General features: G+C 62.7%; 17 protein-coding genes. 5 read left to right on the top strand and 12 right to left on the bottom strand.

Going from position 1 to position 19,319, the window contains the following annotated elements:
- The first annotated feature begins 15 nt into the window (after nucleotides 1–15).
- Together EB835_RS08330 and fdhA are read left to right on the top strand one after the other, a co-directional pair.
- Entirely contained in the window at nucleotides 16–948 is a 933-nt protein-coding gene (locus EB835_RS08330) for a LysR family transcriptional regulator (RefSeq protein WP_135809004.1), read from the top strand.
- A 174-nt stretch (nucleotides 949–1,122) separates the two neighbouring features.
- Nucleotides 1,123–2,337 (top strand): formaldehyde dehydrogenase, glutathione-independent, encoded by a 1,215-nt coding sequence (gene fdhA / locus EB835_RS08325; protein ID WP_135809003.1) that lies wholly within the window; start codon nucleotides 1,123–1,125, stop codon nucleotides 2,335–2,337.
- Nucleotides 2,338–2,863: 526 nt separating this feature from the next.
- Here the strand turns inward: fdhA and eutH are convergent.
- The 5 genes from eutH to EB835_RS08300 form a co-directional block, all read right to left on the bottom strand.
- Nucleotides 2,864–4,162 (bottom strand): ethanolamine utilization protein EutH, encoded by a 1,299-nt coding sequence (gene eutH / locus EB835_RS08320; RefSeq protein WP_135809002.1) that lies wholly within the window; start codon nucleotides 4,160–4,162, stop codon nucleotides 2,864–2,866.
- Between the two features lie 44 nt (nucleotides 4,163–4,206).
- Nucleotides 4,207–5,373: a D-arabinono-1,4-lactone oxidase gene (locus tag EB835_RS08315; RefSeq protein ID WP_240688638.1), complete on the bottom strand. Its 1,167-nt coding sequence runs from the start codon at nucleotides 5,371–5,373 to the stop codon at nucleotides 4,207–4,209.
- 195 nt (nucleotides 5,374–5,568) lie between these two features.
- Nucleotides 5,569–7,062 (bottom strand): aminobutyraldehyde dehydrogenase, encoded by a 1,494-nt coding sequence (locus tag EB835_RS08310; RefSeq protein ID WP_135809000.1) that lies wholly within the window; start codon nucleotides 7,060–7,062, stop codon nucleotides 5,569–5,571.
- A 166-nt stretch (nucleotides 7,063–7,228) separates the two neighbouring features.
- Nucleotides 7,229–7,981: a cache domain-containing protein gene (locus EB835_RS08305; RefSeq protein ID WP_135808999.1), complete on the bottom strand. Its 753-nt coding sequence runs from the start codon at nucleotides 7,979–7,981 to the stop codon at nucleotides 7,229–7,231.
- Nucleotides 7,982–8,008: 27 nt separating this feature from the next.
- Nucleotides 8,009–8,758, bottom strand: coding sequence for a FadR/GntR family transcriptional regulator (locus EB835_RS08300; protein ID WP_168216670.1), 750 nt, complete (start codon nucleotides 8,756–8,758; stop codon nucleotides 8,009–8,011).
- 248 nt (nucleotides 8,759–9,006) lie between these two features.
- On the opposite strand from EB835_RS08300, the gene EB835_RS08295 reads away from it, so the two are divergent.
- Entirely contained in the window at nucleotides 9,007–9,687 is a 681-nt protein-coding gene (locus EB835_RS08295) for a GntR family transcriptional regulator (RefSeq protein ID WP_135808997.1), read from the top strand.
- 193 nt (nucleotides 9,688–9,880) lie between these two features.
- On the opposite strand, the gene EB835_RS08290 is transcribed toward EB835_RS08295, so the two are convergent.
- From EB835_RS08290 to EB835_RS08265, 6 genes are all read right to left on the bottom strand, one after another.
- Nucleotides 9,881–10,927, bottom strand: a complete 1,047-nt coding sequence (locus tag EB835_RS08290) for an LLM class flavin-dependent oxidoreductase (protein ID WP_135808996.1) — start codon at nucleotides 10,925–10,927, stop codon at nucleotides 9,881–9,883.
- Nucleotides 10,928–11,012: 85 nt separating this feature from the next.
- On the bottom strand, nucleotides 11,013–11,210 hold the full coding sequence (locus EB835_RS08285) for a 2-hydroxymuconate tautomerase (protein ID WP_135808995.1): 198 nt from the start codon (nucleotides 11,208–11,210) through the stop codon (nucleotides 11,013–11,015).
- A gap of 4 nt (nucleotides 11,211–11,214) precedes the next feature.
- Complete coding sequence (locus tag EB835_RS08280; RefSeq protein WP_135808994.1) at nucleotides 11,215–12,696, bottom strand: aldehyde dehydrogenase; 1,482 nt, start codon at nucleotides 12,694–12,696, stop codon at nucleotides 11,215–11,217.
- A 25-nt stretch (nucleotides 12,697–12,721) separates the two neighbouring features.
- A complete protein-coding gene (locus EB835_RS08275; RefSeq protein WP_168216669.1) occupies nucleotides 12,722–13,570 on the bottom strand; it encodes an alpha/beta fold hydrolase in 849 nt (282 codons plus the stop codon).
- A gap of 15 nt (nucleotides 13,571–13,585) precedes the next feature.
- A complete protein-coding gene (locus EB835_RS08270) occupies nucleotides 13,586–14,137 on the bottom strand; it encodes an amino acid synthesis family protein (RefSeq protein WP_135808993.1) in 552 nt (183 codons plus the stop codon).
- Nucleotides 14,134–14,844 carry an amino acid synthesis family protein gene (locus EB835_RS08265; RefSeq protein WP_135808992.1) on the bottom strand — a complete coding sequence of 237 codons (711 nt, stop codon included), beginning with the start codon at nucleotides 14,842–14,844 and terminating at the stop codon, nucleotides 14,134–14,136. The genes EB835_RS08270 and EB835_RS08265 overlap by 4 nt, the downstream gene beginning before the upstream one ends.
- Nucleotides 14,845–14,986: 142 nt before the next feature.
- Here EB835_RS08265 and EB835_RS08260 point away from each other — a divergent pair, with 142 nt between their 5' ends.
- Both EB835_RS08260 and EB835_RS08255 read left to right on the top strand, forming a co-directional pair.
- Nucleotides 14,987–15,946, top strand: coding sequence for a flavin reductase (locus EB835_RS08260; RefSeq protein ID WP_135808991.1), 960 nt, complete (start codon nucleotides 14,987–14,989; stop codon nucleotides 15,944–15,946).
- A 260-nt stretch (nucleotides 15,947–16,206) separates the two neighbouring features.
- Entirely contained in the window at nucleotides 16,207–17,721 is a 1,515-nt protein-coding gene (locus tag EB835_RS08255) for a BCCT family transporter (RefSeq protein ID WP_276605992.1), read from the top strand.
- Between the two features lie 316 nt (nucleotides 17,722–18,037).
- Here EB835_RS08255 and EB835_RS08250 read toward each other — a convergent pair whose 3' ends face one another.
- Nucleotides 18,038–19,240 (bottom strand): M20 metallopeptidase family protein, encoded by a 1,203-nt coding sequence (locus EB835_RS08250; RefSeq protein ID WP_135808989.1) that lies wholly within the window; start codon nucleotides 19,238–19,240, stop codon nucleotides 18,038–18,040.
- Nucleotides 19,241–19,319: the final 79 nt, after the last annotated feature.

The raw sequence follows: 19,319 nt of genomic DNA, 5'->3' as shown, positions 1-19,319 counted from the left end.
TGCATAATTGACGTCATGATCGATCCGCGTCTGACTACGCTGCGCACCTTCGCCGAATGCGGCACCATCGCGGCCACTGCCGAGCTCACCGGGTACTCCCCTTCGGCTGTGTCCGGACAGCTGCGGGATCTGCAGCAGTCGCTGGGAATGACCCTGCTCGTCAAAGACGGACGCAGCCTTCGCCTGACGTCGACCGGCCGCTATCTGGTGCGTCGCTCCGATGCCCTCACGGCGATGTGGGAAGACATTCGCGCCGGTGCACTCAGCGCCGGGGATCAGGCCCCGAAGCATTTCGGCATCGGCGGCTTCTCGACCGCCTCGTCGAACCTCCTCGCTCCGCTCGCGGCGAACCTGCGCAAGAGCCACTCGGAGGTCAGCGTCCACGTGGTCGAAGCGAGCCCGACCCGCTGTTTCGAACTCCTCGTCGCCGAACGCATCGATCTGGCCGTCATCGTGTCCATGCAGGGTCATGTGCAGGTTGAAGAGGACACGCGCTTCGAAAGTGTCGACCTCCTCGATGACCCGCTCGACGTCATGGTGCCCTCCGACCACCCAGTTGCCGGCCGGGAGTCGGTGACACTGAGCGAACTCGCGGGAGAGGAGTGGATCACGGCGGGCCCGGGATCGCCCTATCACTCGCTCTTCATCGCTGCCTTCACGGCGGCGGGGGTGACACCATCGGTGGCGCACGAGTCAGCCGAGTGGGAGACCTCGGCAGCCCTCGTCGGGGCGGGCATCGGAGTCAGCCTGCTGCCGCGACTCGCGAGTCTCGCCGGCGAAGACAACGTCAGGCGCGTTCGCCTGACAGGATCCGGTCGACTGAGCCGGAAGATCATCGCCGCCATGCGGGCAGGCAGCCGCAGATCCCCGCTGATCAGGGATTCCCTTCAGCATCTGCGCACGACCTCGCAGTACATCCTCTCGACACGTCTCCGCGAAGATTCCTAAGCGACAGGGAAGGGTCCGGGCCGAGCCGGGAGGAGTCCTCGGTGGGGTTGACAGAGTTCGTCGACGACGGCGAGACTGCAGCTACGTCTGATAACAGACTGATATTTCAGGTGAGTCGCCCGACCCGCCTGCCTCTCTGAAATCCCGCATCTTCGCGCATATGGAGGCTCAACGATGAGCAATAAGGCAATCAGCTACGCAGGTCCCGGAAAAGTCGAAGTCGTCGACACCGAGTACCCGGACTTCGTCCTCAAGGACGGGCCCGGCGTCAACCCCGCCAATGTCGGCCGCAAGGTCGACCACGGTGTGATCCTCAAGACCGTCGCCACGAACATCTGCGGCTCCGACCAGCACATGGTCCGGGGGCGGACGACAGCACCCGAAGGCCTCGTGCTCGGCCACGAGATCACCGGCGAGGTCGTCGAGGTCGGCCGTGACGTCGAATTCGTCAAGGTCGGCGACCTCGTCTCGGTGCCGTTCAACATCTCCTGCGGCCGCTGCCGCAACTGCATCGAGCGCAAGACCGGGATCTGCCTCAACGTCAACCCCGACCGTCCGGGTTCGGCCTACGGCTACGTCGACATGGGAGGCTGGGTCGGCGGCCAGGCCGAGTACGTGCTCGTGCCCTACGCCGACTGGAACGTACTGAAATTCCCGGACAAGGACCAGGCGATGGAGAAGATCCTCGACCTCACGATGCTCTCCGACATCTTCCCGACCGGCTTCCACGGTGCCGTCAGCGCGGGTGTCGGTGTGGGCTCGACGGTCTACGTCGCCGGTGCGGGTCCGGTCGGAATCGCCGCGGCCACCTCGGCGCATCTCCTCGGTGCTGCCTGCGTCATCGTCGGTGACCTCAACGAGGACCGCCTGGCGCAGGCTCGTGCCTTCGGCTGCGAGACGGTCGATGTGTCGAAGGGCGACCCGAAGGATCAGATCGAGCAGATCCTCGGCGAGCCTGAGGTCGACTGCGGAATCGACGCCGTCGGCTTCGAGGCCCGCGGACACGGCAAGGACGCGAGCCACGAGGCACCGGCAACGGTGCTCAACTCGCTCATGGACATCACGCGGGCCGGCGGCAGCCTGGGCATTCCCGGCCTCTACGTCACCGGCGATCCGGGTGCACCCGACGAGGCGGCCAAGGAAGGATCGCTGTCGATGCGCTTCGGCCTCGGCTTCGCGAAGTCGCATGTCTTCGTCACCGGCCAGTGCCCGGTGATGAAGTACAACCGCGGGCTGATGCAGGCGATTCTGCATGACAAAGTCTCCATCGCGAAGAACGTCAACGCCACCCCGATCCGCCTCGAGGATGCCCCGCAGGGCTACGCGGACTTCGATTCGGGTGTCGCGAAGAAGTTCGTGCTCGACCCGCACGGCCTCATCACAGCCTGAGGTTTCGTCACGGCCCGAGGCTTCAACACTGCCTGAGGTTTCGTACCCGCCTGAGGTGGCGTCACCCCTGCTACCTCGTCGCAGCCTCAGGCCGTCGTCCCAATCTCAGGCACCTCAGACTCACGTTCCGCTCGTGCCTCTCTCATGGCTGCGAGACGAGAGTGGAACGTCGAGAACTCGAAGCCGCCGCTCGACCCGTTCCCTTCGAGGCGCGGGCCCGCCGCCCGGCTGCCGAGAAGTGGTCGCAATCGGATACTTTCAATGACTCCGAAGTATCCGATTGCGACCACTATCTTCGTTCAAACGCTGCTGGTGAGCCGCCTCTACGCAACTGCACCGCGCGTTGTCTGGGCGATCCACGGCGGTTTCGTCGCGTGAAACGCCGTGGAATGACCAGGCCACGCTCGCGTCCGCGCCCATGTCATGCATGACTCCTGTGGGTGGATCGAATCGAGAAAGGCGTTCGGAGGCAGAGCCTGCGCGTGTTATGCCGAGCTCCGCCTCCGAAGGCGATGATGGATCCGAACTACCGCGCGAGGGGTTCCCGCGGCTCCTCATCACCAGGTCGTGGATCGCGACCTGCAGCGGCTTCGTGAGATAGGTATTCCTCCGCTCCGATGACATCGGTCTCACGATCGATCGCCTCGAGCCGCCTCGCCTGAGGAACCGCCAACCACAGGGCAATGAACACGGCAAGAATCCCACCTGTCAGCTTTCCTCCCAATATCGCCACAATCATGCTGGGCTGGAAGTTCGCCGTGAACGCAAGATGGTCGCCGACAAGGAACGCCGAACAGACGGCGAACGCAATCGTGAGCACTTTTTCCTTGGGCGGCATCTTGCTCACGATCCGGAACAGCGCCAGAATGTTCGCAGCTGCCGCAAGGAACCCGCTCATTCCTTCCTTGGACATCCCAATTCGATGCCCCAGAGCCTCGAGGGGTTTTTCCAAACCGTGTCGGATAGCCCACACCATCGGGAACGCTCCCGAGAGCATGACTCCGATGTAACCAGCGATCTCGAGAGCCCTGAACTGGTCGTCGGCGTCGGCGATGAACGGGTCCAACGGCCATGACCCAAACACCGTCGAGAAGATCCCAGTGAAGTATTCGACAATGGCAACCGCCAACGCCGCAGTGAGCACCATCTCGAGTCCACGCCCGAAGATCAAGAATGCCTTGATTGTCGCTCCCGTGAAGAATCGCAGAGCTAACGCCAGGAGCAGCATGATCACAGCCAGCGGCAGAAGGTTGAGCAGAATTTCTCCTAAGGGAAGATCGAAAGGAGCCGTACCCTGCCCGGATGTGTTGATGTCCTCCCGGACCAGAACACCTGTTGATGACAAGATGAGGCATGCAGCGAAGACTGCGAACGGGATCGCCAGCAGGCCCGACATGACACCAAGTGCCAAATACTTATGATCGCGAACGTCGATGAGTGCCAACCCGACAGGGATGGAGAAGACGATCGTCGATCCCGCTGTGAAGCTCGCAACGAAAGCCATGATCCATGCACTGTGGGAGTCTGCGAGTTCGAAGGCAAGCTGGTAGCCGCCCATGTCACCGGCGATGAAAGTGCCGGCTGCCAACGCAGGATCCGCATGCATCCAGGCATACAGTGGAGCGGCGGTGTGGTTGATTATCTGGACAAGCACCGGAACCATCACCATCACTCCTCCGACAGGGAGGAAGATGTGACCGATTGCGAGAATGCCCTCTTTGAATTCCTTTCCCAACCCGGAGGCTGGCTTCGAGATGTACGCTCCTGCTCCGATGAGCACGAACGCCATCATGATATAGATAACTATTTGACCAACGACTTCCATGTCGTCTCCTCAGACTTCAGGATCCGCTGCATGCGAGCAGCAGATCAGGCGAGCAGTGCCCGGGTGTGGTCGTTGAGGAAGATACCGTTGGGGTCGAAGCGTCGGCGGATGTCGACGAATTTCTCAAATTCGGGATAGATGCGCGCGATGCGTTCTCGCGTCATGAAATGGATCTTGCCCCAATGCGCGCGGGCGTCGAATTGACTGAGCACCGCGTCAACATCCCGCAGGTAGGGCCAGTAATTCGTTCCCGGTGCACCGGAGACGGAGACGACCGTGGTGTCCCGATGGTAGAAGGGAGACAGGAGTCCCTCGTCTCCTTTCACCCAGCGAACCTCGATCGGGTATTCCTGATCTGGGTGGACGTCCCGAATGAGATCTTGCACCGCCTCGACAGCAGCACGCCCATGTTCCCTGGGTACGTAATATTCAAGCTCATGAAACGGGATCATGAATCCGCCGGGATAGATTCGGTAGGAACGGTCGCGCCGGGAGCCTTCCGTGTGATCGGCATCAGTATCGTCGACATCGACGGCATTGTAGCGCTTGGTGTAGCTGCGGTTGACCATCGATTCGCCTTCGGGAGTCGGCAGTTCGTACAGTGCCGCTGAGGCGTCCTGCTGACACCAGAGGAAAGAATAGTGGCGATTGCCGTCAATATCCTCGTCCCAAGTTGAAACAGTCTGCGACCAGGTTGGGTAGGTGATCCGCTCCTGCAGGTAATAGCGGTCGACGACCTGCAATTCAACCTCCAGGAAGATGCCGAGGGTGCCCAGTGCAACCTGCGCAGCACGCAGCTCGTCGATCTGGTCCTCACCGATTTCGACGATTTCACCGTGGCCGTTGACGAGGCGCACCCATCGCAGGCTGGCCGAGAAGCTGCCGAGATCGATTCCCGATCCGTGCGTACCGGTCGAGATTGCGCCCGAGATCGATTGCTTATCGATGTCGCCCTGATTCGACAATGCGAACCCGAGGTCCCAAAGGTCACCGCCGATCTCGCTGATAGGAGTGCCGCCTCGTACCCGGGCGCGCTTCGCTTCAGCGTTCACTCCCGTGACGCCGCTGAGTCCGGAGAGGTCGACAAGGATTCCACCGGTCTGAACGAGCGGGGTGAAGGAATGGCCAGCTCCCACGACGCGAATCTGCAGGCCCTCGCGGATCGCGAATCTGACGATGTCAACAACTTCGTCGTCAGTGGTCGGGCGCACAGTGAACGCCGGTGTTGCTGTCTGGTTCCCTCCCCAATTTGACCACGGCTTATGGGTGTCGCAGTCGACAGTCGGCAGGGTGTGGGCGGTGTCAATGGTCATGACGATACTTCCTTGTATTCGTGAGTGAATCTATTGGTTTTGCCTCGGCGGAGCTATCCGGCGAGATGAAAAAACGAGCAATCGGCTGGCGACTCAACCGCCGTAGTTGTGCATGACGTGCTTCGTGCGAGAGAAGTCATCGATGGCATAGAGCGAGAGATCTCGCCCGTAACCGGAGCCTTTGAAGCCACCCCAGGGCACTTCGCAGGCCAACGCAAGGTGCGAGTTCACCCAGACCGTACCGAAGGCGAGGCGCTTGGGTGCAGTCACCGACCGCGCAGCGTCCTTCGTCCACACTGAAGCGGCCAGACCATACGGAGTCTCATTGGCTCGGGAGTACGCTTCCTCTTCCGTGCTGAATGTTTCAACGGAGACAACGGGACCGAACACCTCCTTCTGGGTGATATCAGAACCACGTGGTGCGTCGACGACGAGAGTCGGTTCGATGTAGTACCCCGGGCCGTCAATCGCTGAGCCACCGACGGCGAACCGGGCTCCCTGTTCGCGCGCCCGTTCGAGTGCAGCGATCACACGTTCGTAGTGATCCCGAGAGATCATCGATCCGACCTCGACTTCGTCTCCAGCACCCGGAGCCCCGACAGTGATCCCGGAGATCTCGCGAGTCAGGATCGCTGTGAGTTCCTCGGCGACAGACTCATCGACAAGTATTCGGCATGCCGCTCCGCATTCCTGTCCGGCGTTCCAGAACCCGGCATTGCGAACTCCAGCGGCAACAGCCGCCAGATCTGCATCCGCGAATACGACGACAGGCGCTTTGCCGCCGAGCTCAAGGTGGACGCGCTTGAGCGAAGCAGATGCAGTGGCCGCCACAGCGCGTCCGCTTCCAACACTGCCAGTCAGAGCCACGAGGTCAACATCCGGATGCTCGGACAACCGCTGGCCCACGACCGGTCCATACCCAGTGACGATGTTCAAAACCCCGGCCGGGATCACCTCAGCGATGAGCTCAGCCAGCCGCAGAGTGGTCAGCGGAGTCTGCTCTGACGGTTTGAGAACCAACGTGTTGCCTGCGACGAGGATCGGGGCGATCTTCCACGCAGCCATGAGCAGAGGATAGTTCCAAGGGGTGACGACACCAACGACGCCCACCGGTTCGCGAAGGATCATCGATGTATGTCCCTCTGCGTAGTCGCCGGCCGCCAGCGAAGTGAGCGTCCTACCGGCCCCCGCAGCGAATCGGAATGTGTCGATTGCGCTGGCGATATCATCGGTAGCAACCGCGTCAGGCTTGCCTGTGTTCAACGCTTCCAACCGGCTGAGTTCCTCGGCATTGGCCGCGATGACATCAGCAATTGCGTGCACGCACTCGGAACGTTCCCGCGGCGTCGTTTCGGCCCATTCCGGCAGAGCGGCGCGAGCAGCGATCACGGCACGGTCAACATCCGAGGTCGTTCCCGCCGGCACAGAGGCGATGGCATCGCCCACTGCGGGATTCTCGAGTTCAATGCGCTCGTCACCGTCGCTGTCAACGAATGAGCCATCGATGAAATGACGCAGAGGAGGAAGTGGGGGATTCAGGACTTCAGCCGACCGGCGGACTGAAAATCTGTGTGACTGGGTCGTCATTGCTCTCCAATTCTGATGCCGAGCGCATAGGCGCGCGGTGCCGTCAGCTCTGACGGTCTTGGAAGTATGTAACCAGATTCAAAGCCTTGAAGCAATAACCTTTAATTTTAATGTTTAAAACCCGAGCAGAGTACTCGGATCACGAAGATGCTCGGCTGATCGGCGCTTAAGCTATGCCGGTGTTGCGGACAAATAGGTGCCAACCGGCGTCGGCCGTCGGGCCGACATTGATCGCAGTGGAGTCCCACGACGCGAATTCGTTCGTGCTGACGAGGTCCCCGGGCAAGTGGTCGGCAGAGTTCGATGCGATCACCCTGTTATCGGAGTTGATGAGCAGAGCAGAGCCGGACAACGCCCCGTCGACATCGGCAAGTGTCGCGGATGACAATAGGTAATCTTCGAAGTGGGATGCGTGGATATCTGCTCCAGCAACTGCAACATATGCTCCGCCGACAACGATCGGCAACGCGAGAGTCACTGTAGACGTATTGGTTCCTCCGAAGTCCACATATGGCCCTGTAACAGACATTCCGCCTGAACTCAGCGGGCGCGTGAACCAATCACGGTCGGCATAGTCATAGAAGTGATCGCGGGACGGATTCAGGCTGTGGGCGACAAACTCAAGCTCACGACTGTTCTTGAATCGCCACCATTCAATCCAGAACTGACTGTCCTGCAGATATCCGTTTACTGAGGCGATCCCAATTCCGTCGATAACGCCAGCATGATCATTCAGTACCGACTGCAACAGATCGCCCACACTGCTCAGGTCTTCACGCTGAGGCGGTCTGTCCCGGGAAATGCTGTCGAGGTGCCGTTCGGTCCGATCTCGGACAAGAGAAAGGCCTCCAAATGCAGAACGCAAGCGTGCACCCACCGCGGTGGCGATGACATCCGGCTCGATGTGATTGTGTTCCATGACGTTGTTGGCCCTTCTCTCAACTCGTCAGTGAGCAGACACTCTTAGGTGCGCATCGATGAGCACTCGAGCCTCTCGGACGAAATGATCCTGCGCGTACATCTGAGCGGAATCAGCATCCCGCTCGGTGATCGCCTGCACGATCTTGGCGTGGTCGGCAATAGATTTCTCGTTTGAGCCGCCATTATCGAGGTCCCACCTCAAAGATGCCAGCTCGCCGAGCAAAGGAACTATGGTGGTTGCCAAGCGAACCGACTGACCGATCACTGCGATCTCAATATGGAAACGGCTGTCTGCGCGCCTGCGCGCACTTAATGATTCTGCCGTCACGAAAGCATCTGCCCGAGCATGGAGACGCTCGAACTCGGACTCGAGTCCACGTTTGGCCGCGAGCCTGGCCGACATCCCGGCTGCTGCCGCGCATGCATCACCAAGGTCACGCAAATCGTCGACGCTTGCCGACCGAAGGCGCTCTAGAGCACGGTCAGCACCCTGATTCTGAGAATCGCAGATGTAGCTGCCGCCCCCACGGCCCCGCCGTGTTTCAACAAGTCCACGATCACGAAGCTTGGACAGCCCCTGCCTGAGGGTCACCGTGGATACGCCCAGGAGCTCGGCGAGCTTGACCTCTGTGGGAAGTCTTTCGCCGTCGCTGAGAAGCCCAACAGTCACAGCCAGCTCCAATTGCTTGACGACCCCGTCGGCTAGGCCATCGACATCAGTTGGGACCATTCGCCCCAGCCCATAAGGAAATGAACCGTCGCCGAATGTCTGCATACCCTCCATTTAACCATTCGGCTATGAAGACAGATCGCGAGAAAGAGACGACCCAACCGTGACCACGGCACGTGCCGACCACTCGGCACCTGAGCAAGACTCGTTGCATGGCAGAAATGACTGGCGGGATCCGACTCAATTGCATAAGAACCACTGATTTTGAGGATAGTCCCTTCCAACAGTCGCCATTCACCAATCGAGCAATACCCATCTTGACCCTTTCGATGCATGCAACATACGATCGGGCTATGCAGACCACTCCCGACTCCCCGCCGCCCACGCTCCTCGAACGCCTCCGCGCGAAGATCACGAGCGGCGAGCTGGAACCCGGGAATCCACTCTCCGAAGTCTCCCTCGCCCAGGAGTTCGATGTCAGCCGCACGCCGATCCGAGAGGTCCTCAAACAGCTCCAGCTCGAAGGACTCATCGAGATCCGCCCCAAGGTCGGCACCTTCATCCGGGAGCCCAACCGGCGTGAGATCGTCGAGCTCTTCCAGCTCAAAGAGGTGCTCGAAGGTTTGGCCGCGGCGCTCATGGCTCGCCGCGGACCGTGCCCCGAACTCGATCAGCTCGAGGACATCGTCGCCGCCTCCGAGGTCTCCTCGAAGGCCGGCGATACTGACACCTATGCCTCCCAGGTCCAGGACTTCCACCAGACCCTCGTCGACGGTGCCGACAACACCAAACTCGTCGAGCAGTACGACCGCCTGATGAATCAGCTCGCCTACTTCAGGCTCGTGCGCAAGACGCTCAAGCACCCGGGACGAGCCGTCGACTCGAGCCGAGAACACCGCCAGATCCTCACGATGATCCAGGACAAGGATCCGTTCGGAGCGGAGACGACGATGCGGGCACACGTATTCGCGTCGACACAGGAACTCCTCGTCCCCCCGACGCAGACGACGCTGTCTCTCGACCGCGACTCCTGACGAACTCGCGCACGACAACGGGGCCAGGAACCTCTTCAGGTTCCTGGCCTCGTTTCGTGCTGCTGCCGGCGATTCACCGTCCAATCTCAATGGACCGACCACCTCAGTGGACCGCCCGCCTCAGTGGGCACCCCACCGCAGCGGTCCGCCCCGCCTCAGCGGGCGAACCCCACCGAGGAGGCCACTGCACCCCTCACCGGAAGTTCGGGACCACCTCGTCGATGAAGAGCTGCAGCGAGGCCTTCTTCTCATCATGGCTCAGCGCATTGTCCGACCAGAAGCTGTACTCGTCGTAGCCGAGGTCCTCGTAGTGGCGGATTCGTTCGGTCACCTCGGCGGGGGTGCCGATCATCGCCGACTTGTGCAGCGACTCGAGTTCGAACTCGGGACGGTCGGCGAAGTTCTCCTCCGGCGTCGGATCGAGGAAGCCGTCGACCGGGTCCTTCTTCCCGAACGCCCACGACGAGAACGTGCGGTAGTACTTGTTGACCCCGGCGGCGCCGACCTTCCAGCCCTCCGGCTCCTCCGGCGAGTGCACATAGGTGTGGCGCAGCACCATGATCTCCGGGCGCTTCTCCACCTCAGGGTGAGCGGCGAGCGCCGTGTTGAACTTGTTCATCAGGTCCTCGACCTCGCGGTCGTCTTTCATCAGCGGCGTGACCTGGACGTTGCAGCCGTTGGCGACGGCGAAGTCGTGGGTCTCGGGGCTGCGCGCGGCCAGCCAGATCGGCGGAGTCGGCGTCTGCACCGGCTTCGGCACAGCCGTCGAGACCGGGAACTGCCAGTGCTTGCCCTCATGGGCGTAGTCGCCCTGGAGCAGCTTCTGCATCGCCGGAACGAGTTCGCGCAGGTACTCCCCACCGTCAGCGGCAGGCATCCCGTCGGCCAACCGGTTGAACTCGTACTGGTAGGCACCGCGGGCGATGCCCACCTCGGCGCGACCGCCGCTGAGCACGTCGAGCAGCGCCACCTCGCCGGCGGCACGGATCGGGTGCCAGAACGGGGCGATGATCGTGCCCGATCCCAGCCGGATCGTCGAGGTCTGCGCGGCCAAGTAGGCCAGCTGCGGCATCGGGCTCGGCGAGGAGACGTACTCCATTGAGTGGTGCTCGCCGATCCAGACGGTGCCGAATCCGCCGGCCTCGGCGATCTTGACGAGTTCGACGAGGTTCTTCCAGTGATCTTCGGGACTGATCGAATCGTCCCAGCGTTCCATGTGCAGGAAGAGTGAAAACCGCATGATGGCTCCTTACAGTGTTTGTTGCAGTGTCGTTTGTTGCAGTGTTTGTTGATGAGTGCGGAGGCATCCGTGCCTCCACTGCGTTCTAGTTCGCTTCTTCGCGTTCGGCGATCGTCGTGTTCGTCCGTGACCAGAGGTCCTTCTCGACCTCGCGGACGATCACGGTGATGTTCTCGTCCGCGGCGCCGGTCGTCGACGCGGCCGCCTCGTGGACTCCGGCGATGAGCGCGCGCAGCTGTTCGGGGGTCCGTCCCCGCGCGATCGAGATGTCGATGAGCGGCATCGGTTCACCTCCCCAGCACGAAGGGATCGGCGACCGGGCCCTCATCGGTGTTGATCCACACGCTTTTGAGCCGCGTGTACTCGTGCATCGACTCGAGCCCGTGCTCGATGCCCACACCGGAGTTCTTGAACCCCTGACGCGGGGACATCGGCGACATCGCCCGATACATGTTGATCCACACAGTGCCCGCATCGAGGCGTTGGGACATCCGCATCCCGCGGGCCAGATTCTGCGTCCACACGCCGGCGGCCAGCCCGTATTCGGTGTCGTTGGCCAGCCCGAGCACCTCCTCCTCGGTGTTGAAGGGCATGATCGCGGCGACCGGTCCGAAGATCTCCTCCTGGCAGATCCGCATCTCGTTCGTCGTCTCCGTAAGCACCGTCGGTTCGAAGAAGTACCCCGGCAGGCCGACGTCGGGACGCTTCCCGCCGTGGGCGATCCGTCCGCCCTCACCCTCGCCGAGGCGGACGTACTCCTCGACCTTGTCCCGCTGAGACTCGAAGGCGAGCGGTCCGAGTTCGGTGTCCTCGGCCATCGGATCGCCGATGACGATCGAGGCGGCCCTGTTGGTCACCTTCTCGAGCAGTTCGTCGTAGACCCCACGCTGGACGAAGACCCGGGAGCCCGCGATGCAGGTCTGCCCGGCGGCGGCGAAGATCCCGGCGATGACGCCCATCGCCGCGTTGGACACATCGGCGTCGTCGAAGACGATGTTCGGGGATTTTCCGCCGAGTTCGAGGGTTGAGCCGATGAAGCGACCGGCCGCGGACTGGGCGATGGCCGAACCCGTGCGCGTCGATCCGGTGAAGGAGATCTTCGCCAGCTGCGGTGCGTCGACGAGGGCCTGTCCCGCCTCGGCGCCGAGACCGGTGACGACGTTGACCGCGCCGGCGGGGAAGCCCGCCTCATAGGCGAGTTCGGCCAGGCGAAGGACCGTCCGCGAGGTGTATTCGCTCGGCTTGATGACCGTGGTGTTGCCGGCCGCCAACGCCGGGGCGAGCTTCGAGATCGTCAGCGTCATCGGCGAGTTCCACGGCGTGATGAGGCCGACGACGCCGAGGGCCTCGCGCTGGGTGAAGTTGATGACCTCGGGCGAGTTCGTCGGGATCTGCGAGCCCTGAACCTTGTCGGACAGCCCCGCGTAGTAGTAGAGGTACTCGGGCAGCCCCTGCAGCTGTCCCTTCATCTCGCGCAGCAGCTTGCCGTTGTCCTGGCTTTCGAAGTGGGCGAGCTCGTCGGCGTTCTGCCCGATGAGGTCACCGAAGCGGCGCAGCAGATGTCCGCGCTGAGTCGGCGTCGTCCGCTGCCAGGCCGTGGATTCGAAGGTCTTCTGGGCGGCCTCGACGGCGCGGGCGATATCGGCGTCGGTGCCGCGGGCGAAGGTGTAGAGGGTCTCGAGCGTGGCGGGGTTCGTACTCTCGAGGTACTCCCCACCGGCCGGGACGTGGTGTTCCCCGGCGATGAAATGGTCGAGTCGCGTAGTCATCGTCGACTCCCTTCTGTGTGGTGGATCAGGGCGCGGTGGTGGATCGGGATGCTGTGCCGGCACCGGTCGCGGTGCTGTCGATCAGCGCACCGAGGTGGCCCGCAAGCACCTCGGCGTGGGTGACGGGAAGCATGTGGCGGGCTCCCGGGACGACGACGACCCGCGTATCGGGGATCCGCTCAGCCAGACGCCGGCTCATCTCCGGGGTCGATCCCGGGTCGAGTTCGCCCGTGATCGCCAGGGTCGGCGCGGTGATCTCGCCGAGGCGGGGCGCGAGCTCTCGATCTCCGGTGGCGAAGACCGCGTAGGCGTGCCGATAGGAGACGGGATCATTGGCGAACAGCACCGGCCGAATCTCCTCGCGCAGAACCTCGGCGACTCCGCCCCCGGAACTGTCGACCGCCTTGGCGATACTGTTCCCGACACCGCCGGACGACGCAGCGCCGGCCTCAGCGGCCGCCTCGGCGGGGAACCAGCGCTCGAGCGCCCGTTCCATGCTCCCGGGGAAATCCGCGCCAGCTCCCTCGAGACGTCCCCGCACCGCGGCGGAATCGTCGTCGGTGCGAGCGCACACGGAGCTCACGCAGGCGAGGCTTCGTACACGCTCGGGCGACTCGATCGCGATCTGCTGGGCGATGAGCGAACCGAGTGAGAACCCGACGAGGTGGACGGGCCCGGCCGGCATCCGCTCGAGCACGTCCGCGGCCATCTCGGCCAGGTCCGTGGGTTCGCTCAGCCGGGGCTGCCGCCCGTGACCGGGCAGATCGATCGCCGAGGTGGTCCTGCCCAAGCGTGATTCGACCCGTGACCACACGGTGTGGTCGAGACCGACTCCGTGGAGGAGCACGACGGGGACGTCATCGTCGGTCGGCATCGTTGGACTCGCTTCCTATTGTTCCGTCGACAGCGAGGCGAGCCGCTGCTGCGGGCGTCCGCCGGTGGATCCGGCGAGCGCGATGAGGATCTCACCGGCGTGCGGAGCGTCGGCGACTCTCCACTCGAAGGTCTGATGATGGGAGCGGATGGTGGCGTCGGTGAAGTGCTTGAGCGGAATGTCGAACACCGCTCCGGCCTCTCCGCGCTTCTCCACGGCGGGCAGCAGGGTCGACGCCTGGGCTGCGTCACGGAAGTGGTTGCCGAATTTGAGGGTGTGGATGAGCGCCGAGCCGTGCTCGATCTCCCCGTCGAGGCCGACGATCGCGGCCTTGCCGTAGGCCTCGAGCGATCCGCCCAGGGCGTCCATGACCCGGGGGGCGAGGACGGCGCCGAGTTCGCTGGCCGTCGCGTCGATGCCTTCGGCCAGGTCCTCGACGAAGCCCTGTCCTGCCCAGGGGTTGTCGATGACCGCGGCCACGGCCGCCACGGTGACGACGGGGTCGGTCTTCCGTCCGCCCTCGGCGAGGATCTCCTCGGTCACTGTCGTGATCTTGCGAATCTTCATTTCGTCAGTCCTTTCAGGATGTCGGTGGTCACGGTGCCGTCGGTGCGGCGGTCGCCGATGCGGGCGAAGGGCCTCGGCCCGGTCGAGGCCGCCGCGATGACACAGAGCTCGTCCGCCTTCGGGGAGTCGGCCAGTCGCAGGTCGATGGTCTGGTAATGGTCACGTGAGGTGGCGTGGGTCTTGTGCCACATCGGGACCCGGATCGTCGCCGAGGCGGCCGACCGTCCGTCGGCGAAGCAGAGCACCGAGGTGCCTTCGAGCATCTCCCGCATGATATTGCCGAAGTATGGGGTGTGGATGAGAGCTCCGGCATGTTCGAGCTCTCCATTCGTGCCGACCACGGCACCCTTGCCGAAGGCCTCGATCGACGAGGCCGGGCCGAGTGCGTCGAGCAGACGGTCCGTGAGCACCTTCGCGAGCACGGGCGCCACCTGTTCGGCGGCGGGCGCGAGGTCGGCCTGCGTGCCTGTGCCCGCCCAGGGGTTGGCGAGAACAGCGATCGCGGCCGCCTGCTTCAGCGGAGTCGACAGGTCCTCTCCACCGTCGGCAAGGATCTCCTCCTGCTGCACGGTGATCGTGCGGACGCCGAGCCGCCACGCGAGTTCGTCGAAGTCTGCCGGCAGCTCATCGAAGTCGACGGATCGGCCGAGGCCGGCGCCGTGTCGTTCGAGGCCAGGCTCCTGCGTCCGTGTCGTTGTGGTGGTCATGCGTCCTTCTCTCGTGGTTGTTGCATACATGAAATCTACTTGCATGCATCGAAGCATGTCAACAGATCGGTGATTCCGCGCTAAATACGAGTTTTTCCCGAAGTATTGACGAATGCATCACATTAAATCTACGCTACCTAGCATGCAACAGATCACGATTGAACAGCTCAAGACAGAAATCCGCACCGTTTGGCAGGAGGCATGGGACCACGGGCGCACCGATGCGCTCGATTCACTCTTCACCGATGGCTATCAGCGAGTATCCGCGAACTCCGGTCGGACGATGACCGCCGCGGAGACGAAGGCCGAGATCAGCGAGATCCGCGCTGCCTTCCCCGACCTGACAACGACGATCGACCACATCCTCATCGAAGGCGATCAGGGTGCGATCTACTGGCACTCGACAGGCACCTTCACACAGCCGCTCAACGACGTCCCGCCCACCGGGCAGTCTGTGACGACGCACGGATCGAACCTCATCAGCTTCGACGGGGACCGGATCGCCCGCGAGGAGGTCACCTGGGATGCCCACGAACTGCTGTCCGACCTGGGACTGAAGTCCCTGGCCTCGGCGTTCGAGACCCAGCCCGAGGTCGTCACCGACGATCTCTCCGGCGAGCCCTCGGCCGATGCGCTCAAGGCCTTCAACCGGCAGTTCGTCACCGGCGTCACCGTCGTGACCACCACCGACGAGGACGGCAAGCCTCGGGGACTGGCGGTCAACTCCTACAATTCGGTCTCCCTCGACCCGCCACTCGTGCTCGTGTGCGTGCAGAAGACCTCGTCGACCTACCCCGCACTCTTCCGCTCGACACACATGGGCATCAACATCATGAGTCGGAATCAACGGGACACCATCGGCACCTTCGCGGCGAAGGGCGCGGACAAGTTCGCCGAGCTGGACTGGCACCAGGGTGCCGGCGGATCACCGCTCATCGACGGCTCGGCAGCGTCGATCGAGGTCGAGATCAAGGAGCGCTTCCAGGCACTGACCCACACGGTCTTCATCGGCCGCGTCCGCAGCGCCGAGGCGACCGAGGACGAACCGATGATCTACAAGGCGGGTCGCTTCTACGACAGCGAAGACCTCACCGCACTGTGACGACGAGGCTCCACGGACCCACTTGTTCGCGGAGCCTCGTTCGCTGTCATTTCCACCACTCACTGCTGCATTCCGCATGGCAGTCGGCGAAGAAGCTCGAGACTTTCTTCCGATAGCCCCTTTTCACTGCGTCAAGGTTCACCCACCCACATTTGGAGACAATGATGTCGATGCTAGAAGACCAAGAGGTACAACCAGGCGATTCGTCGCACCTGACAAGAGATACCGATCAAGACACAGGCGGCGGCGCAATCCGTTCAGTGGGAAGGGTCTTCCTCTGGTCGGTCGGGTTTGTGATTGCATTCGTCCTGTGGGCTGCGCTGTCTCCTGAGAGCCTCGGTGCCATCATGACCTCGGCAATGAATTCCGTGGCCTCGGGAATCGGGTGGATCTATCTGGTCGTCCCATTCGCGGCTATCGTCATGCTCGTCTGGTTCGCAGCAAGCCGGTTCGGCCGCATTCGACTCGGTTCAGAAGACTCACGACCCGAATACAGCACCATCACTTGGCTGGCTATGGTCCTCGCTGCAGTGATGGGAATCGGTCTCGTCAGCTATGGAGTTGCCGAACCGATGTCGCATTTCATGGTTCCGCCGCACGGGTTGGCGGAACCAGAAACGATGAATGCGGCGATCCGCGCAATGCAGTTCTCCTATCTCGACTGGGGCTTCCAAGCCTGGGCGATCTTCGGCGTATTCGGTTTGGCCATCGGCTACTCGACCCACCGCAAGGGCCGACCGGCTCTTGTCTCTACGATGCTGCGTCCGGTGCTCGGTCGCTTCGTCGACGGCTGGGTGGGCAACTTCATCGACATTCTCACCATCATTGCCACGCTGTTCGGCACAACGACATCACTCGGGCTCGGAGCATCACAGATCGGAGAAGGTCTCAACACCATCTTCGGCATCGACTCGACAATCCTTCTGCAGATCATTGTGATCGCGGTGCTGACACTGCTCTTCACCGGATCTGCATTGTCGGGAGTGAGCCGAGGAATCAAATACATCTCTCAGATCACGCTGACCATGGCAACGATACTGGGACTGTTCGTCTTCATCACTGGCCCAAGCGGCTTCGTCTCCAACCTGTTCGTCCGCTCCGTGGGTTCGTTCGCAGGAGACTTTCTGCAGCTCAGCTTCATGACCCCGTCAAACGCCGAAGACAGCGAATGGATGCTCAGCTGGACCTACTTCATGATGGCTTGGTGGCTGTCCTGGAGTGCATTCGTCGGCATCTTCCTGGCCAAGATCTCCAAGGGCCGCACGATCCGCCAATTCGTCGCAGGCGTCCTCCTGGTTCCGAGTGCCGTGTTCTTCCTGTGGTTCACCGTCATGGGAGGCTCTGCGATCAAGCTCGACATGGACGGAGCGTCGATCGGGCAGGCGACTCAGGACAATTTGGACACAGCATTCTTCAGTCTGCTCGACCAACTGCCGATTTCGCTGCTGTCCTCGATCTTCACGATCTTCATGGTCATTCTGTTCTTCGTCTCTTCTGCCGACTCCAACACCTTCGTCTTGAGTTCGCTGTCGTCCCGAGGTTCGTTCGAACCCCGCCGACCAGTGATCGCGACGTGGGGAATACTCACCGGCGCTTCCGCCGTCGTCCTGCTGCTGCTCGGCGGACTCCAAGCGCTGCAGCAAGCGGCAATGCTGTCAGCAGTGCCGTTTACGGTCATCGTCATCATTCTCGGCATCGCACTGATCAAAGAGCTGCGCAATGATCATCAAGTAGTCGAAGAGATCGCTCGTGAGCGACGGGTCCTCGGGCTCTGAGCTGCTGACCGGGACCCAGTGCACCAAGAACCACGCCTCGCAGCGAAATCGACCTCCATTCCGCACACTCCTGTGCCCATGCAGCGCGCATGCTTACTCGCTGGTCGATCCACGGCGTTCTCGTCGCCGCAAACCACGTGGAACGACCAGAGAATGCCTGCGAACTGCGAGGAGACGCGCTGCGCAGGGCCGAGCTTCGTCGAAGCAACGCCGGAGCGTCGAGACAACGGTGTGCGCGCCCACGTCTCGGCGCTCCACCGTTGTTTCGCCGGCAGGGCCCATCCTCAGCCCTCCGCTTCGTCCGCCAACCGCAGCCTCAGCCCTGCACAGCCTCGTCCGCCAACCGTGTGAAAGCGAGGTGGGCAAGCGCCGCGGCCTGATCGCCGAGCAGCCCGTCGTCGAAGACCACCCTGGGCGAGTGGTTCGTCTCCGCGTCGGGGTCGATGCCCTCGGGAGTCGCCCCGAGGAAGACAAATGTGCCGGGCACCTTCTGCAGCACGAACGAGAAGTCCTCGGAGCCCATCCGCGGATGCTCCATCTCAACGACCTGCTCAGTCCCGAACACCTCGCTCAACCGGTCAAGCACGACCGCTGACTCGGCGGGGCTGTTCACGGTCACGGGGAATCCCACCTGGAAGTCCACCTCGGCGGTGCAGCGGTGCGCCCGGGCGATGTTCTCAGCGATCTCGGTGACCCGCTCCTCGAGCAGTGCCAGCGATTCCGCGGAGAGGAAGCGGATGGAGGCGGTGAGCTTCGCCGAGTCCGGGATGACGTTGCTGGCCTGCGCGGCTTCGAGCTGGGTGACCGAGACGACGACGGGGTCGAAGATGTCGAAGGACCGGCCGGTCATCGTATTCAGCGCCAGCACCACCTCGGCGAGTGCGGGCACGGGATCGCGGGTCGCCTGCGGCTGGCTGCTGTGTCCGCCGGCGCCGTGGACGGTCAGGCTCAGGTCGGCGAAACCGGCCATGAGTGGGCCGCCCTTCGTCGTGAAGCGACCGCGCACATCGGCTTCGACGTGAACCCCGTAGGCAGCGACGACGGGGACGCCGGCAGCGTCGAGCACGCCCTCGGCGATCATCGGTTCTGCACCGCCCTCGACCTCCTCGGCGGGTTGGAACATGAAGATGATCGAACCGGGGATCTCTTCCCGGTGCGCGGCGAGCAGGCGGGCGGCGCCGACGAGACCGGCCGTGTGCAGGTCGTGCCCGCACGCGTGCATGTTCCCGTTCGTCGACGCGAAGTCCAAGCCGGTGTCCTCGACGACCGGCAGCGCGTCCATGTCCCCGCGCAACAGCACCGCGGGCCCGGGACTCCCGCCCTTGAGGACGGCCACCACCGAGGTCAACGAGTCACCCGTGGTGATCTCGAGTCCCAGCCCGGCGAGCTCGTCAAGCACTGTCTGCTGAGTGAAGGGAAGATCGTAGCCGAGTTCGGGATTCGCTTGGAGCTTTCGGCGCAGGGAGATGAGATCGCCGAGGTGGCCCTGCGCTTCGGTGCGGAAATCCGGGGTGGTCATGGGGCTCCTCGTGGTATGAGTCGGATGCTGAGTCCAATCTATGCCCCGATGGTGAACTCGCACGACCCCTGACTGGACG

The organism is Brevibacterium sp. S22, assembly GCF_004745485.1.
In the GTDB taxonomy this organism is placed as follows: domain Bacteria; phylum Actinomycetota; class Actinomycetes; order Actinomycetales; family Brevibacteriaceae; genus Brevibacterium.
Note: the sequence above shows the minus strand (reverse complement) of the source record. Positions and strands in the feature narration are given on the sequence as shown.

What these genes read in the sequence shown, in the direction of transcription:
- fdhA (WP_135809003.1), top strand. Translation starts at nt 1,123, where the DNA reads ATGAGCAATAAGGCAATCAGCTACGCAGGTCCCGGAAAAGTCGAAGTC.
- EB835_RS08270 (WP_135808993.1), bottom strand. Translation starts at nt 14,137, where the DNA reads ATGAAGATTCGCAAGATCACGACAGTGACCGAGGAGATCCTCGCCGAG.
- EB835_RS08310 (WP_135809000.1), bottom strand. Translation starts at nt 7,062, where the DNA reads ATGACGACCCAGTCACACAGATTTTCAGTCCGCCGGTCGGCTGAAGTC.
- EB835_RS08265 (WP_135808992.1), bottom strand. Translation starts at nt 14,844, where the DNA reads ATGACCACCACAACGACACGGACGCAGGAGCCTGGCCTCGAACGACAC.
- EB835_RS08330 (WP_135809004.1), top strand. Translation starts at nt 16, where the DNA reads ATGATCGATCCGCGTCTGACTACGCTGCGCACCTTCGCCGAATGCGGC.
- EB835_RS08305 (WP_135808999.1), bottom strand. Translation starts at nt 7,981, where the DNA reads ATGGAACACAATCACATCGAGCCGGATGTCATCGCCACCGCGGTGGGT.
- eutH (WP_135809002.1), bottom strand. Translation starts at nt 4,162, where the DNA reads ATGGAAGTCGTTGGTCAAATAGTTATCTATATCATGATGGCGTTCGTG.
- EB835_RS08290 (WP_135808996.1), bottom strand. Translation starts at nt 10,927, where the DNA reads ATGCGGTTTTCACTCTTCCTGCACATGGAACGCTGGGACGATTCGATC.
- EB835_RS08280 (WP_135808994.1), bottom strand. Translation starts at nt 12,696, where the DNA reads ATGACTACGCGACTCGACCATTTCATCGCCGGGGAACACCACGTCCCG.
- EB835_RS08275 (WP_168216669.1), bottom strand. Translation starts at nt 13,570, where the DNA reads ATGCCGACCGACGATGACGTCCCCGTCGTGCTCCTCCACGGAGTCGGT.
- EB835_RS08250 (WP_135808989.1), bottom strand. Translation starts at nt 19,240, where the DNA reads ATGACCACCCCGGATTTCCGCACCGAAGCGCAGGGCCACCTCGGCGAT.
- EB835_RS08295 (WP_135808997.1), top strand. Translation starts at nt 9,007, where the DNA reads ATGCAGACCACTCCCGACTCCCCGCCGCCCACGCTCCTCGAACGCCTC.
- EB835_RS08260 (WP_135808991.1), top strand. Translation starts at nt 14,987, where the DNA reads ATGCAACAGATCACGATTGAACAGCTCAAGACAGAAATCCGCACCGTT.
- EB835_RS08285 (WP_135808995.1), bottom strand. Translation starts at nt 11,210, where the DNA reads ATGCCGCTCATCGACATCTCGATCGCGCGGGGACGGACCCCCGAACAG.
- EB835_RS08300 (WP_168216670.1), bottom strand. Translation starts at nt 8,758, where the DNA reads ATGCAGACATTCGGCGACGGTTCATTTCCTTATGGGCTGGGGCGAATG.